13 protein-coding genes and 4 tRNA genes are annotated in these 15,304 nt (G+C 46.4%); 16 read left to right on the top strand and 1 reads right to left on the bottom strand.

All coding sequences use genetic code 11. From position 1 onward, the window contains the following. Positions 1-9 precede the first annotated feature (9 nt). The 6 genes from ispF to rpoS all read left to right on the top strand — a co-directional run bounded on the left by ispF (position 10) and on the right by rpoS (position 4,982). Entirely contained in the window at positions 10-486 is a 477-nt protein-coding gene (ispF, locus tag KIO97_RS21110; RefSeq protein WP_005425365.1) for a 2-C-methyl-D-erythritol 2,4-cyclodiphosphate synthase, read from the top strand. 45 nt (positions 487-531) lie between these two features. Further along, on the top strand, positions 532-1,575 hold the full coding sequence (truD, locus tag KIO97_RS21105) for a tRNA pseudouridine(13) synthase TruD (protein ID WP_050909998.1): 1,044 nt from the start codon (positions 532-534) through the stop codon (positions 1,573-1,575). Next, on the top strand, positions 1,575-2,351 hold the full coding sequence (gene surE, locus KIO97_RS21100) for a 5'/3'-nucleotidase SurE (RefSeq protein ID WP_005531673.1): 777 nt from the start codon (positions 1,575-1,577) through the stop codon (positions 2,349-2,351). Before truD ends, surE begins: the two co-directional genes overlap by 1 nt. Then, positions 2,351-2,977, top strand: coding sequence for a protein-L-isoaspartate(D-aspartate) O-methyltransferase (locus tag KIO97_RS21095; RefSeq protein ID WP_134976379.1), 627 nt, complete (start codon positions 2,351-2,353; stop codon positions 2,975-2,977). Before surE ends, KIO97_RS21095 begins: the two co-directional genes overlap by 1 nt. A 14-nt stretch (positions 2,978-2,991) precedes the next feature. Continuing rightward, positions 2,992-3,915 (top strand): peptidoglycan DD-metalloendopeptidase family protein, encoded by a 924-nt coding sequence (locus KIO97_RS21090; RefSeq protein WP_038891105.1) that lies wholly within the window; start codon positions 2,992-2,994, stop codon positions 3,913-3,915. A gap of 80 nt (positions 3,916-3,995) precedes the next feature. Further along, a complete protein-coding gene (rpoS, locus tag KIO97_RS21085; protein ID WP_005425361.1) occupies positions 3,996-4,982 on the top strand; it encodes an RNA polymerase sigma factor RpoS in 987 nt (328 codons plus the stop codon). Between the two features lie 76 nt (positions 4,983-5,058). On the opposite strand, the gene mutS is transcribed toward rpoS, so the two are convergent. Next, positions 5,059-7,620, bottom strand: a complete 2,562-nt coding sequence (mutS, locus tag KIO97_RS21080) for a DNA mismatch repair protein MutS (protein ID WP_103412691.1) — start codon at positions 7,618-7,620, stop codon at positions 5,059-5,061. 85 nt (positions 7,621-7,705) lie between these two features. Here mutS and pncC point away from each other — a divergent pair, with 85 nt between their 5' ends. From pncC to KIO97_RS21030, 10 genes are all read left to right on the top strand, one after another. Continuing rightward, positions 7,706-8,188: a nicotinamide-nucleotide amidase gene (pncC, locus tag KIO97_RS21075; protein ID WP_285383858.1), complete on the top strand. Its 483-nt coding sequence runs from the start codon at positions 7,706-7,708 to the stop codon at positions 8,186-8,188. Between the two features lie 200 nt (positions 8,189-8,388). Next, positions 8,389-9,432, top strand: a complete 1,044-nt coding sequence (recA, locus tag KIO97_RS21070; protein WP_005425359.1) for a recombinase RecA — start codon at positions 8,389-8,391, stop codon at positions 9,430-9,432. 206 nt (positions 9,433-9,638) lie between these two features. Then, positions 9,639-10,106 carry a recombination regulator RecX gene (gene recX / locus KIO97_RS21065; protein WP_005425358.1) on the top strand — a complete coding sequence of 156 codons (468 nt, stop codon included), beginning with the start codon at positions 9,639-9,641 and terminating at the stop codon, positions 10,104-10,106. Between the two features lie 142 nt (positions 10,107-10,248). Continuing rightward, positions 10,249-12,831, top strand: coding sequence for an alanine--tRNA ligase (gene alaS / locus KIO97_RS21060; protein ID WP_285383857.1), 2,583 nt, complete (start codon positions 10,249-10,251; stop codon positions 12,829-12,831). Positions 12,832-13,033: 202 nt separating this feature from the next. Beyond that, on the top strand, positions 13,034-14,221 hold the full coding sequence (locus KIO97_RS21055) for an aspartate kinase (RefSeq protein WP_285383856.1): 1,188 nt from the start codon (positions 13,034-13,036) through the stop codon (positions 14,219-14,221). Positions 14,222-14,313: 92 nt separating this feature from the next. Continuing rightward, positions 14,314-14,511 (top strand): carbon storage regulator CsrA, encoded by a 198-nt coding sequence (csrA, locus tag KIO97_RS21050; RefSeq protein WP_004415691.1) that lies wholly within the window; start codon positions 14,314-14,316, stop codon positions 14,509-14,511. Positions 14,512-14,754: 243 nt separating this feature from the next. Further along, positions 14,755-14,846 (top strand) — tRNA-Ser (locus KIO97_RS21045). Positions 14,847-14,877: 31 nt separating this feature from the next. Then, a tRNA-Arg gene (locus KIO97_RS21040) sits at positions 14,878-14,954 on the top strand. Positions 14,955-14,983: 29 nt separating this feature from the next. Further along, positions 14,984-15,075, top strand: a tRNA-Ser gene (locus KIO97_RS21035). Positions 15,076-15,160: 85 nt separating this feature from the next. Next, positions 15,161-15,237, top strand: a tRNA-Arg gene (locus KIO97_RS21030). Positions 15,238-15,304 lie beyond the last annotated feature (67 nt).

The raw sequence follows: 15,304 nt of genomic DNA, 5'->3' as shown, positions 1-15,304 counted from the left end.
GGATAAAAAATGATTCGAATTGGTCATGGTTTCGACGTACATAAATTCGGTGGTGAAGGTCCGGTAATCATTGGTGGCGTAGCGATCCCTTACGAACAAGGTTTGATTGCACACTCAGATGGTGATGTTGCGCTGCATGCGTTAACGGATGCCCTGCTTGGCGCGATTGCTGCAGGCGATATTGGTCGTCACTTCCCTGATACGGATGACAAATGGAAAGGCGCAGATAGTCGTGAACTACTGAAAGACGTTTACCGTCGAGTCAAAGAGCAAGGCTACCGTCTTGGGAATGCAGATGTCACTATCATGGCACAAGCGCCGAAGATGGCACCGCACATTGACGCAATGTGTGCTGCCATTGCCGAAGACCTCGAAACCGACATTAGCAACATTAACGTAAAAGCAACGACGACAGAGCGTCTTGGTTTTACTGGACGCAAAGAAGGCATTGCAACGGAAGCAGTTGTACTTCTGTTTAAGCAATAATTAGCAATTTGCTCCTCTAAGCTGTGATATCAGCGGAAATACATCATGTCAGACATTTTATCTTCATTGGCTTACCTAACAGGTAAGCCAGTTGCATCTGCAAAAATCAAAGCGCAACCAGAGCACTTTCAGGTTCGCGAAGATTTAGGTTTTGCCTTTACGGGTGAAGGCGAGCACTTAATGGTTCGTATCCGTAAAACAGGAGAGAACACCAGTTTTGTTGCTAACGAACTAGCAAAAGCCTGTGGTGTTAAGTCGAAAGACGTTAGCTGGGCGGGCCTTAAAGACCGTCATGCTGTGACTGAACAATGGCTAAGTGTGCATTTACCAAAAGGTGAAACGCCAGACTTTTCAGCATTTTTGGCGCAACACCCAAGCATCGAAATCCTTGCAACGGATCGTCACAATAAAAAACTGCGTCCTGGGGACCTAGTAGGGAACGAGTTCGTGGTGACTTTGTCTGAAGTGACAGATGTAGCGGATGTTGAGCAACGCCTTGAAAAAGTGAAACAAGTGGGTGTGCCGAACTACTTTGGTAGTCAGCGTTTTGGTAACGATGGCAACAACCTTGAAGAAGCACGTCGATGGGGGCGCGAGAACGTTCGTACCCGTAATCAAAACAAGCGCAGTATGTACCTGTCAGCAGCTCGTTCATGGATCTTCAACCGCATTGTTTCCGCTCGCCTGGAGAATGGTGTGTTTGACAAGTTCATCGATGGTGATGTGGCACAGACAGCTTCGGGTACTCAGTTAGTTGACGCAAGCAACATGGCTGCTCTACAAGCGCAATTTGCCCAAGGCGAAGTGGCGATTACTGCTGCACTGGCGGGTGATAACGCGCTACCAACTCAAGCGGATGCGCTAACCTTAGAACAACCGTTCTTAGATGAAGAACCAGATTTGATGGCACTGATTCGTGGTAACCGTATGCGTCACGACCGCCGCGATATCGCACTCAAGCCACAAGACCTAGCTTGGACGGTCGATGGCAATAACATCACGATGACATTCTCGCTGGATGCGGGTTCATTTGCGACCTCAATCGTGCGTGAGTTGGTCATCGAAGAAAAGGTAGAAAGAGAATATTAATGGAAATGGATTCACACAACGCGAAGCCATTAAGAATACTGCTCAGCAATGATGACGGTGTTCATGCTCAGGGAATTCATGCGCTTGCTGATGAGCTAAGAAGCATTGCTGAAGTGACGATCGTTGCGCCGGATAGAAACCGCTCTGGTGCTTCTAACTCATTGACATTAGAGCAACCACTGCGTGTTACCGAGATAGCGCCGAAGACCTTCTCTGTGCAAGGTACACCAACAGACTGCGTGCACTTTGCGCTGAACGAGTTGATGAAAGATGACCTGCCAGACCTCGTACTGTCAGGCATCAATCACGGCGCAAACCTAGGTGATGACGTGTTGTACTCCGGTACGGTGGCTGCTGCGATGGAAGGACATTTCCTTGGCGTGCAGGCGATCGCTTTTTCTCTAGTCGGTAAACAACATTTTGAATCGGCAGCTAAAATTGCTCGCCAGTTGGTTGAGCAGCATCTGATTCGCCCAATTCCAACCAACCGTCTATTGAATGTGAACGTCCCTGATCTTCCGTTTGAAGAGCTTGGTGAGATTGAAGTGACTCGCTTAGGTGCGCGTCATCACGCAGAGAATATGATCAAGCAGAAAGATCCGCGTGGACATGATATCTATTGGCTCGGTCCTCCGGGCAAAGAGCAAGATGCCGGTATCGGTACGGACTTTTACGCGATTGAACATGGCTTTGTTTCAATCACGCCACTGCAAGTCGATCTCACTGCTCATGAGTCGCTGCGCGCAATGGACAGTTGGTTAAAGGAAGAGAATTAATGACTAACCCACATGCTGACAGGTTGATAGCATTTCTTATCTCCAGTGGCATCAGTGATCAACGAGTGTTGGATGCGATTTATCGACTGCCGCGTGAGAGCTTTGTCTCACAAGCAATGATGCACCAAGCGTACGACAACAATGCGTTGCCGATTGGTCAGGGGCAAACCATTTCTCAGCCTTACATCGTTGCAAAAATGACAGAGCTGCTCGATTTGAAATCGGACAGCAATGTTTTAGAGATTGGCACGGGCTCGGGCTACCAAACAGCAGTCCTTGCTCAAATTGTTGATCATGTCTATTCAGTTGAACGCATTAAGTCTCTGCAATGGGATGCTAAGCGTCGTCTGAAACAACTGGATATCTATAACGTCTCTACTAAACACGGAGATGGTTGGCTCGGATGGGAAGCGAAAGGCCCGTTTGATGCGATTATCGTCACTGCGGCAGCGGAAAGTGTTCCCCAAGCACTTTTATCCCAGCTGAGAGAGGGCGGTAAGATGATCATTCCTGTTGGTGAAGAAGAGCAACAACTATTAAAAATTGAACGTCAGGGTGAACAATACCTGTCGACCGTGGTAGAAATGGTAAGATTTGTGCCATTAGTTGCAGGTGATTTAGCTTAAGGGTTAAAGACTAGGTGAAGAAGTTATTACATCGTTTTGGTATTAGCTGTTTGTTGGCTGCGGGACTGGTTGGTTGCGCGGCTCACTCACCTGCACCTGTTTCTAGCTTAAACAAAGATTACTCAGCGGTTGAACGTGGCAGCTATAGAGGGAGTTATTACGAAGTAAAGAAAGGTGATACCCTTTATTTCATTGCCTACGTCACAGATAAGAATGTAAATGATCTTGTTCGTTACAATGAATTGTCTGCGCCTTACACGATTTTTCCGGGGCAGAAGCTAAAACTTTGGGCCCCGAAATATGTCGCACCTAAATATGGCCATAAAGTGGAACCCGTTGTCGCTCCGGTAGTTGCGGCGAAACCTGCTCCAGTGACTAAAACATCAACAGCGTCAAAGTCGTCAAATTCAAGTAAAAGCTCTACTCAACAACCTAAGCCAACTACGACTCAAGTTGCACAAAAACAGCCGCCAAAGAAGGTTGAACAATCCAAACCAAAGGAGTATGTTGGGTCAAAAGGTAACCAAAATGTTAAACCAAAACCACCAGTAACTACGGCGAAAAATGACAAAGTATCTAAGTGGTTATGGCCAACAAAAGGGAGAGTAATCAAGAACTTCTCAGCGGGAGAACAGGGAAATAAAGGTATCGACATCGCAGGACAGCGTGGTCAGCCTATCGTTTCAACCGCAGCCGGCACAGTTGTGTACTCAGGTAATGCGCTACGAGGTTATGGCAACCTAATTATAGTGAAGCATAACGACAATTATTTAAGCGCATACGCACACAATGACAGATTGCTGGTTTCAGAAGGACAAAGTGTTAAGAGCGGACAAAAAATTGCGACCATGGGTAGTTCAGGTTCTAAATCCGTCAAACTTCACTTTGAAATTCGCTACCAAGGTAAGTCAGTGAATCCAAAGCGCTATTTACCTTAAAACTTTGAATAACAACTTGCGACATCATTTAGCGACATATTGAGTTGTCATGTCTTGCTAACTCGCCAGGGGGAGGCGTTATGAGTATCAGCAACACAGTAACCAAAGTTGAAGAGTTCGAATATGACAATGCATCAACGGAAGGCATTGCTAACAACGAGCTTGAAAAAACATCCAACCGAACCAAAACAGCAGCACGCGAAGAATTCGACGCGAGCAGCAAGAGCCTAGACGCTACTCAGCTTTACTTAGGCGAAATTGGTTTTTCACCTCTACTCACGGCAGAAGAAGAAGTACTTTATGCTCGACGTGCGCTGCGTGGCGATGAAGCTGCTCGCAAACGTATGATCGAAAGTAACTTGCGTCTTGTAGTGAAGATCTCTCGTCGATACAGCAATCGTGGTCTAGCACTTCTTGATCTCATTGAAGAAGGTAATTTAGGTCTGATTCGTGCGGTAGAGAAGTTTGATCCAGAAAGAGGCTTCCGTTTCTCAACTTACGCGACGTGGTGGATTCGCCAAACGATCGAACGTGCATTGATGAATCAAACTCGTACAATCCGTCTGCCAATTCATGTGGTTAAAGAGCTGAACATTTATCTGCGTACTGCGCGTGAACTTTCTCAGAAGCTCGACCATGAACCAACAGCAGAAGAGATTGCTGCACAGCTAGATATCCCAGTAGAAGACGTAAGCAAAATGCTTCGCCTTAATGAGCGCATTAGCTCTGTCGATACACCGATTGGTGGTGACGGCGAGAAAGCGCTACTGGATATTATTCCTGATGCCAACAACTCGGATCCGGAAGTTTCCACTCAGGACGATGACATCAAATCTTCATTGATCCATTGGCTAGAAGAGCTGAATCCAAAACAGAAAGAAGTGCTAGCGCGTCGTTTTGGTCTGCTTGGCTATGAGCCATCAACACTTGAAGAAGTGGGACGTGAGATTGGTCTAACACGCGAACGTGTTCGTCAGATCCAGGTGGAAGGTTTACGTCGACTACGCGAGATCTTGATCAAACAAGGTCTGAATATGGAAAACCTGTTCAACGTAGAAGACGACTAAACAAAGACCGCTTCAGAATAAACAAAAGGCTATGGGTGACCATAGCCTTTTTGCTTTTACAGGATCACTTCAGAAACTAGAGCATCTTCTTCAAGCGGTAAAGCTCTTCCAATGCCTGACGCGGCGTTAGATCGTCAGGATCGATGTTCGACAATGCTTGTTCAACATCACTAGGTTCAGGAATTAGGCTGAGTTGATTTGCCACATCGACGGTACTAGGACGAGCTGAATCATTGCCTTGACCTAATTGCTCAAGTTGCGACAGCTTGTTACGCGCATTCTTAATCACTGGCTTTGGAACACCCGCTAAACCAGCAACCGCTAGACCGTAAGATTTGCTTGCCGCGCCTTCTTGAACTGCGTGCATAAAGGCAATGCTGTCTCCGTGTTCTACCGCATCAAGGTGAACGTTGGCTAAGTTTGGCAGTAGGTTTGGTAGCTCAGTCAGTTCGAAGTAATGCGTTGCGAACAGGGTCATTGCGCCAATTTGAGTTGCAAGCCATTCTGCACTTGCCCATGCCAAAGACAGGCCATCATAAGTACTGGTACCGCGACCGATCTCATCCATTAGCACCAAGCTGTTCTTAGTAGCGTTGTGAAGAATGTTGGCTGTTTCAGTCATTTCTACCATGAAGGTTGAGCGGCCAGAGGCCAAATCATCAGATGCACCGATACGAGTAAAGATACGGTCTAGAGAGCCAATATGAGCCGATTCTGCAGGTACGTATGAACCAATGTGAGCCATCAAAGCAATCAACGCGGTTTGGCGCATATAGGTCGATTTACCACCCATGTTTGGACCAGTGATGATCAGCATCTTACGGTTTGAGCTTAGTTCAATAGGGTTAGCGATAAATGGTTCGCTTGTTACTTGCTCCACGACAGGGTGACGGCCGGCTTGAATGCTGATGCCCGCTTCTTTGTCCAATGTTGGGCGGCAGTAATCAAGTGAATCTGCACGCTCGGCTAGGTTTTGTAGTACGTCTAACTGAGAAATCGCTGAAGCAAGGTTTTGCATCTTCTCAAGGTTTGGCATCAACAAATCAAATAGCTCTTCCCACAGTTTTTTCTCAACTGCTAGCGCTTTTGATTTGGAGTTCAGTACCTTGTCTTCGTGCTCTTTCAACTCAGGAATGATGTAGCGTTCTGCGTTTTTCAGCGTTTGGCGACGTACATAATGTGGTGGAACCAAGTGGCTTTGCCCACGACTAACCTGAATGAAGAAACCGTGTACAGCGTTGTAGCCAACTTTTAGGGTGTCGATACCATGACGTTCGCGTTCGTCAGCTTCGAGTTTTTCTAGATACTCGGTTGCACCGTCTGCAAGTTTGCGCCATTCATCAAGCTCAGCATTGTAGCCCTCTGCAATCACGCCTCCTTCACGAATAACCACTGGCGGGTTTTCTTTGATTGCGCGCTCGAGTAAATCACATACCTCATCTAATGGTGCAGCAAACTGAGCCAGCTTTTTAAGGTATGGGTGAGCTAGAGAAGAAGTGACAGCTTCCAACTCTGGCAGTTGCTGCATCGCATGGCGCAGACGAGCCATATCGCGCGGACGTGCCGAGCGAAGTGCCAAACGAGCGAGGATACGTTCAATATCACCAATTTGTTTGAAGATTGGTTGAATGTCGGTGAACAAGCTTTGATCTTTGATTTCACCAATCGCATCAAGACGGTTATTAAGGGTATCAACACAGCGCATTGGCTGGTGCAACCAACGTTTTAGCATACGGCTGCCCATTGGGGTCGCACAGTGATCGAGCACTTCAGCTAGCGTGTTATCAGTGCCGCCTGATAGGTTTTGCGTCAGCTCTAAGTTGCGACGTGTAGCGGCATCAAGAATGACTGAGTGATCTTGGCGATCAAACGTCAATGAACGAATGTGCGGTAGGGCAGTACGCTGAGTATCTTTTACGTATTGGATCAAACAACCCGCAGCACACAGACCGAGTGAAGCATGCTCAACCCCAAAGCCTACCAAATCGCGCGTACCAAATTGTTGGTTCAACTGCTGCTTAGCGGTATCTAACTCGAACTCCCAGACCGGGCGACGACGGTTACCGTTACGGTTCGACATCAAATGTACGGGTTCAAAATCTTCTGGGAAGAGTAGCTCACGAGGTGCGGTGCGTTGCAGCTCAGCGGCCATCGCTTCTTCGGTTTCCGGCTCGACTAGTTGGAAGCGACCCGAAGTTACATCCAATGTCGCGTAACCGAATTTACCATTATGATGGTAAATCGATGCAATCAGGTTATCGATACGCTCAGACAATAGCGCTTCATCAGTCACAGTACCTGGCGTAACAATGCGTACTACTTTACGCTCAACCGGGCCTTTACTTGTCGCTGGATCGCCAATCTGCTCACAGATCGCGACAGACTCACCAAGCTGAACAAGTTTAGCTAGATAACCTTCTACCGCATGGAATGGAACACCAGCCATCGGGATAGGTTCACCTGCCGATGCACCACGTTTGGTCAACGAAATATCAAGCAATTGAGATGCGCGTTTAGCATCGTCGTAGAAGAGTTCGTAGAAGTCGCCCATGCGGTAAAACAGCAAGATTTCTGGATTCTCAGCCTTTAGCTTGAGATATTGCTGCATCATCGGAGTGTGTTTTTGTTCAGCTTTCACAGGTAAGTACTTTTGTTTATTTCCGTAGCGGCTTAGGATACGTGAATCCCTATCAAGTAAAAAGAGACAAAGGGCATTTTTGGCTATGGAAAGAGCAACAAAATTGAGTGCCGATTTAGGCGCATTATTGGCTAAGTACGGACATGTTTTAACCACGGCAGAATCATGTACAGGCGGTGGTGTTGCAACCGTCATTACTGACATTGCTGGTAGTTCAGCGTGGCTTGATCGCGCGTTCGTCACTTACAGTAACGAGGCTAAAATGGAGATGCTTGGCGTACAGGCTTCAACATTAGATGCGCATGGTGCAGTGAGTGAGCCAGTTGTGATTGAAATGGTGCAGGGCGCAATTAGAAACTCAAATGCCACCATCGGCGTGTCCATCAGCGGTATTGCAGGCCCGGGAGGAGGCAGTGAGGAGAAACCTGTCGGTACAGTCTGTTTTGCTTTTGCTGATAACCAAAGTTGGCAGCAAGTAGAAACCATGCATTTCACTGGTGACCGTGCACAAGTTCGCAAAAAAGCGGTCGAGCATGCACTGACTCAATTGCATCAACATCTGATTTAGAATTTGTGAAATTGTCTTAGCCCAGCGTTGATAAGGGCTAGAGCAAATCACAGCTTTAGGTCAGCCAAATTTTTTTCATACAGGTATAGACACTGTATGAATCAACAGTATAATAACTTTCATTGCTGAGCAGTTCTTCTGCTCAAGAAAAATGAATTACTATTCGTCGCCCAAAGAAGATGAATAAATCGGAGAAAGTAATGGACGAGAACAAACAGAAAGCGCTCGCCGCTGCGCTAGGTCAAATTGAAAAGCAATTCGGTAAAGGCTCTATCATGCGCCTTGGTGATAACCGCGCAATGGACGTAGAAACCATCTCAACGGGTTCTCTTTCTCTTGATATCGCTTTGGGTGCTGGTGGTCTACCAATGGGCCGTATCGTAGAAATCTACGGTCCAGAATCTTCAGGTAAAACAACGCTAACTCTTGAGCTGATTGCTGCTGCACAACGTGAAGGCAAAACTTGTGCGTTTATCGACGCAGAGCACGCGCTAGACCCTGTATACGCGAAGAAACTTGGCGTTGATATCGATGCACTATTGGTTTCTCAGCCAGACACTGGTGAGCAAGCGCTAGAGATCTGTGACGCACTTGCACGTTCTGGTGCTATCGACGTTATGGTTGTCGACTCAGTAGCAGCACTAACACCAAAAGCAGAAATCGAAGGCGAAATGGGCGATAGCCACATGGGTCTTCAAGCTCGTATGCTTTCTCAAGCAATGCGTAAGTTAACGGGTAACCTAAAACAGTCTAACTGTATGTGTATCTTCATCAACCAAATCCGTATGAAGATTGGTGTGATGTTCGGTAACCCAGAAACAACGACTGGTGGTAACGCACTTAAGTTCTACGCTTCTGTTCGTCTAGATATCCGTCGTACTGGCGCAATCAAAGAAGGTGACGAAGTAGTAGGTAACGAAACGCGCATCAAAGTTGTTAAGAACAAGATTGCTGCACCGTTTAAAGAAGCAAACACGCAAATCATGTACGGCCAAGGTTTCAACCGCGAAGGCGAACTGATTGACCTAGGCGTGAAGCACAAGCTAGTTGAAAAAGCGGGTGCATGGTACAGCTACCAAGGCGACAAGATCGGCCAAGGTAAAGCAAACGCTTGTAACTACCTACGCGAAAACCCAGAAATCGGTAAAACTATCGATGCTAAACTGCGTGAAATGCTACTTTCACCAGCACTACCTGAAGCACCAGAATCGGGTGAAAAATCAGAGCAAGAAGAAGAGTTTTAATCTTCTAATTGAATCATATTGAACAAAGCCCTGCTATGCGGGGCTTTGTTGTATCTGCTGAAATCAAAACCGAAAAAACAAAGGGCAGATTAATATCAATTAGAGTAGGTAAGCGATCAGAACTAGCGTGTTAGTAAGCTAGAGTGAGCGGTTGTTTACTACGATTGTTATAGAGCCTGTACAGCAAAAATAGTTTTAGGATCACCATGTACCAAAAGCGTCAAGCGCCGACCTTATCCAGCAAAGAAGCGGCTATCCAATTATTAAGCCGTCGAGATCATGGGCAATACGAGTTATACCAAAAGTTAGCTCTAAAAGGTTATGAAGAAGCAGACATCGAAGCGGCCATTAATTTTTGTCTCGACCATAATTATTTGGATGATCTGCGTTATGCAAAAAGCCAAGTGCGCCAGCATGTTTACAAAGGTCACGGTGAGCGACGCATTCGTCAAGAATTGAACCAAAAGCGTGTCGCAGAATCCATCATTGATATGGCGATGGCAGAAGAGCCACAAGACTGGTTTGAACTGGCAAGAATGGCTGCAGAGAAGAAATTCAAAGGAATAAAAGCCAAAGACCAGAAAGAGTACGCTAAACAGGTGCGATTTCTGCAATATCGTGGCTACAGTTTTGACCAAATCAGCTATGCGCTGAGCTTTGAGGACGAAGATTAGCGGTGAATGGTTCACGCTGATTTTTGTTTTGCTTCAAATTTTTTCTTCTACCCCCTCTTTTCCGTAAGAAAACTAGTCGTAGCTGATTGCATGATCTACAATACGGCAAAATTCTAACTCGACTATTTTCAGGAAGAGCTGCATGTACATGAGCACTGATGAGGTTCGTAACGCGTTCCTCAAGTTCTTTGAGAGCAAAGGACACCAAATCGTAGAAAGTTCATCGTTAGTTCCACATAACGACCCAACCCTGCTGTTCACAAACGCGGGTATGAACCAATTTAAAGATTGTTTCTTAGGCTTAGAAAAGCGAGCCTACACTCGAGCGACTACGGCTCAACGTTGTGTACGTGCTGGTGGTAAACACAACGACCTGGAAAACGTTGGCTTCACTGCTCGTCACCACACATTCTTTGAAATGCTAGGCAACTTCAGCTTTGGCGATTACTTCAAAGAAGACGCGATTGCTTTCGCATGGGAATTTCTAACTGAAACTCTTAAGCTGCCAGCAGACCGTCTACTAGTAACGGTTTACGAGACAGATGACGAAGCATTCGATATCTGGAACAAGAAAGTAGGCGTTCCAGCAGACCGCATTATCCGTATTGGCGACAAGAAAGGTGGTAAGCCATTTGAGTCAGACAACTTCTGGCAAATGGGTGACACTGGCCCTTGTGGTCCATGTACTGAAATCTTCTACGATCACGGTGAGCACATTTGGGGTGGCCGTCCTGGCACGCCTGAAGAAGATGGTGACCGTTTCATCGAGATCTGGAACAACGTATTCATGCAGTTCAACCGTCAAGCAAACGGCACTATGGAACCGCTACCAAAACCATCGGTAGATACGGGGATGGGTATCGAGCGTATCTCTGCCATCATGCAGGGCGTTCACTCAAACTACGAAATCGATGTATTCCAAGCTCTTATCAAAGCAGCTGCTGAAGTGATCGGTTACGAAGACCTATCAAACCAATCGCTACGCGTTATTGCTGACCACATCCGTTCATGTTCATTCCTGATCGTTGATGGCGTGATGCCTTCAAACGAAGGCCGTGGTTACGTTCTACGTCGCATCATCCGTCGTGCAGTTCGTCACGGTAACAAGCTGGGCGCACAAGGTGCATTCTTCCACAAATTGGTTGGTGTACTAGCTGACATCATGGGTACGGCTGGCGAAGAGCTGAAGCGTCAACAAGCTGTGGTTGAAAAAGTATTGCGTATCGAAGAAGAAAACTTCGGTCGTACACTTGAACGTGGTATGGCGATTCTAAACGAAGCATTAGATAACCTAGACGGTAAAGTACTAGACGGCGAAACCGTATTTAAACTTTACGATACCTACGGCTTCCCAGCTGACTTAACTAACGACGTTGCACGTGAGCGTGAGTTCGCAATCGACGAAGAAGGTTTTGAGAAAGCGATGGAAGAGCAGCGTCAACGTGCGCGTGAAGCTGGTAACTTCGGCACTGACTACAACGCAGCAATCAAAGTTGATACGCAAACAGAATTCTGTGGTTACACAGGTACTAAAGGCTCTAGCTCTGTAGCAGCGATGTTCGTTGAAGGTAACGAAGTAGAATCACTATCTGCAGGCGATAAAGCAATCATCGTACTTGGTGAAACACCATTCTACGCTGAGTCAGGCGGTCAATGTGGTGACGCTGGTGAAATCCGCACTGAGTCTGGTGTATTCCGTGTTGAAGACACTCAGAAGCTAGGTAACGCAATCGCGCACCACGGTGTGATGGCAGAAGGCGTGCTAGCAAAAGGTGAGGAAGTAGCAACTATCGTTGACGCCGAGCGTCGCGCAGCTATCTCTCTAAACCACTCAGCAACGCACTTGCTACACGCAGCGCTACGCCAATTGCTTGGTGAGCATGTTACTCAGAAAGGCTCACTAGTGAAAGCTGATGGTCTACGTTTCGACTTCTCACACCTAGAAGCAGTAACTGCAGCAGAATTGAAAGAAGTTGAGCGTCTAGTCAACGCGCAAATTCGTCGTAACCACGTGATTGAAACCAACGTGATGGACATTGAGTCTGCGAAGAAGAAAGGCGCAATGGCATTGTTCGGTGAGAAGTACGATGACGAAGTACGCGTGCTGTCTATGGGTGATTTCTCGACTGAACTTTGTGGTGGTATCCACGCTTCAAGCACTGGTGACATCGGTCTATTCAAGATCACATCTGAAGGTGGTATCGCAGCAGGTATCCGCCGTATCGAAGCGGTAACGGGTGAAGGTGCGCTAGACGCAATCGAAGCTCAAGCGGCTAAGTACGAAGAGAAACTGGCTGAATCAGCACAGAAAGCGAAATCTCTAGAGAAAGAAATCCAAAAACTGAAAGACAAGATGGCAGCGGCAGAAAGCGCGAACATCATGGGTAAAGTACAGGATATCAACGGTACTAAAGTACTGATTGCAGCTCTAGAAGGCGCAGATAACAAGAACCTACGTACTATGGTTGATGACATCAAAAACCAAGTAGGTAGCGGCGTTATCCTTCTTGCAAACGTGAACGATGACAAGATCGGTCTAATTGCAGGTGTAACCAAAGACCTTATCGGCAAAGTGAAAGCGGGCGACCTAGTTAAGATGGTTGCTGAGCAAGTTGGCGGTAAAGGTGGTGGTCGTCCAGATATGGCTCAAGCAGGTGGTACCGATGTTGCGGCGCTACCTGCGGCGATTCAGACTGTACAGCCTTGGCTAGAAGAACGCCTATAATTATTTAAAACACATCTTACGCTCAATCAATGTTCTTTGATTGGGCGTAATTTTTTTATGATAACCAAGTGGTTTAATTGACCGTATTTTAACCAGGTCATTTACGCTGCTTGGTTTTTGTTGTAACTACCGCTTATATAATTTCAACTAGTGGAATATGAGTGGTCCTAATGAGACTTTGGTCTTGGGAAGGTGAAGACTGGTGAAAAAGCCCCTTATCGTGCAAAAGTTTGGCGGAACCTCGGTGGGTTCAATTGAGAGAATCCACCAGGTAGCTGAACACATCATTAAGGCGAAAAATGATGGTAATCAAGTTGTCGTAGTTGTGTCTGCAATGTCAGGCGAAACAAACCGATTAATGGACCTAGCTAAACAAGTAGATAGCGTTCCTACGGCTCGAGAACTTGATGTTTTGCTCTCTGCTGGTGAGCAAGTGTCGATGGCACTGCTGGCAATGACTCTGAATAAATTGGGTTATGCTGCACGCTCACTTACCGGAGCACAGGCGAACATTGTGACGGACAATCAACACAATGACGCGACGATTAAACACATTGATACTTCTACGGTTACGGATTTGCTTGAGCAAGACCAAATCGTCATCGTAGCAGGCTTCCAAGGTGTGAATGAAAATGGGGATATCACCACATTAGGTCGAGGTGGCTCAGATACGAGCGCAGTGACACTGGCTGGCGCGTTAAGCGCTGATGAGTGTCAAATCTTTACCGACGTTGATGGTATTTATACTTGTGACCCACGTGTAGTAAAAAACGCTCAAAAGATGGCAGTTATTGATTTTCCTTCGATGGAAGCGATGGCTAGCCGCGGAGCGAAAGTGTTGCATCTCCCTTCTGTGCAGTTTGCATGGAAGAATAATGTACCGCTGCGCGTGCTTTCTACATTCGATGTGAATGAAGGCAGTTTGGTAAAAGGAGAAGCAGGCTTAAAAGCTGTCTCTGGTATAGCCATTCAACGTGACCTTGCCATGATTGAAGTCGACAACGAACATTTGTCTAGCATTACAAGGCAATGTCAGATGTTGGGTATCGACATTTGGAATGTGATCGAGGAAACAGATCGAACAGGTATCATGATAAAACAAGATGCATGTGCCAAGTTGGATCTGGTGTTCAGCGATAAAATCCGTAATAGTGAAGCTGTAAGCCTGTTGACCGCTGTGGGGCTTGAAGCCAATGGAATGGTTGACCACGCCTGCGAATTGTTGGCACAGCAAGATATTGCGATCAATTTCTGCTCAACGAATGCACTCACTATGATGCTAGTCTTACCACCTGAGTGTGTGGATGCAGCAGCAAACATTCTTCATGATGCTTACGTCACATCTAGCGAAGCAGTAAACATTCAGCAAAAACATGCCTTTTTGGGCTAATTTTCGGTCACAAGGTAGTTTACGAAAATATAACTTTTGTTGGATAATAGCTTTGTAGCAAGAATATTTAGAGATTACTCAAGGAGCAAAGAATGCTAATTTTGACTCGCCGCGTAGGCGAAACACTGATGATTGGTGATGAAGTGACTGTAACTGTACTAGGTGTTAAAGGTAACCAAGTACGTATCGGCGTTAACGCTCCGAAAGAGGTTTCTGTTCACCGTGAAGAAATCTACATGCGCATTCAAGCTGAAAAAGGCAATGGTAACGTTGCTTCTGGTAACTACTAAGCTGCTCCTGTTTACAGAGCTTAGTTTGAATGAAAAAGGCTAGCCGAAGGGCTAGCCTTTTTAGTTTCTGATTAATGTCATTTTTTAAGAGAAGACTCTCTTTTTTTCATCATAATAGGGTGGTAAAGTTTGTTTAATAGTCACTTTGATTAAATCCGCATCGGTTAAGCGATTTTTGCGTTTTTTTTCAAAGAAAGTGTTTGACATATTTTCGGTAAAACGTAATATGTGCCTCCGCAAGACGGTGAGGTGGCCGAGAGGCTGAAGGCGCTCCCCTGCTAAGGGAGTATACGGTTTATCCCGTATCGAGGGTTCGAATCCCTCCTTCACCGCCATTCTTGCAACGTTGAGAAATCAACAAAAAGTGCGTCCTTAGCTCAGCTGGATAGAGTACCTGGCTACGAACCAGGCGGTCGGAGGTTCGAATCCTCCAGGACGCGCCATATCTCTTTTGAGATATAACAATGAAAACGGTGAGGTGGCCGAGAGGCTGAAGGCGCTCCCCTGCTAAGGGAGTATACGGTTTATCCCGTATCGAGGGTTCGAATCCCTCCTTCACCGCCATTCATTGACTGGCCCGACGGCCTTTTTTTTGTTTCGTAAGAAATGAATGTGATTTACTTCACAACTTCTTAGCAAGAAGATCTGCGCGTCCTTAGCTCAGCTGGATAGAGTACCTGGCTACGAACCAGGCGGTCGGAGGTTCGAATCCTCCAGGACGCGCCACTATTTAATAATTCGTTTGATAAACGGGTTATACAAAGTAAAATAAAGATTACTGCGCGTCCTTAGC

The sequence above is a fragment of the Vibrio sp. B181a genome, from assembly GCF_030248375.1.
GTDB classification, from domain to species: Bacteria; Pseudomonadota; Gammaproteobacteria; order Enterobacterales; family Vibrionaceae; genus Vibrio; species Vibrio campbellii.
The sequence above is the reverse complement of the archived record's forward strand: the minus strand, read 5'-3'. Positions and strand labels throughout refer to the sequence as shown.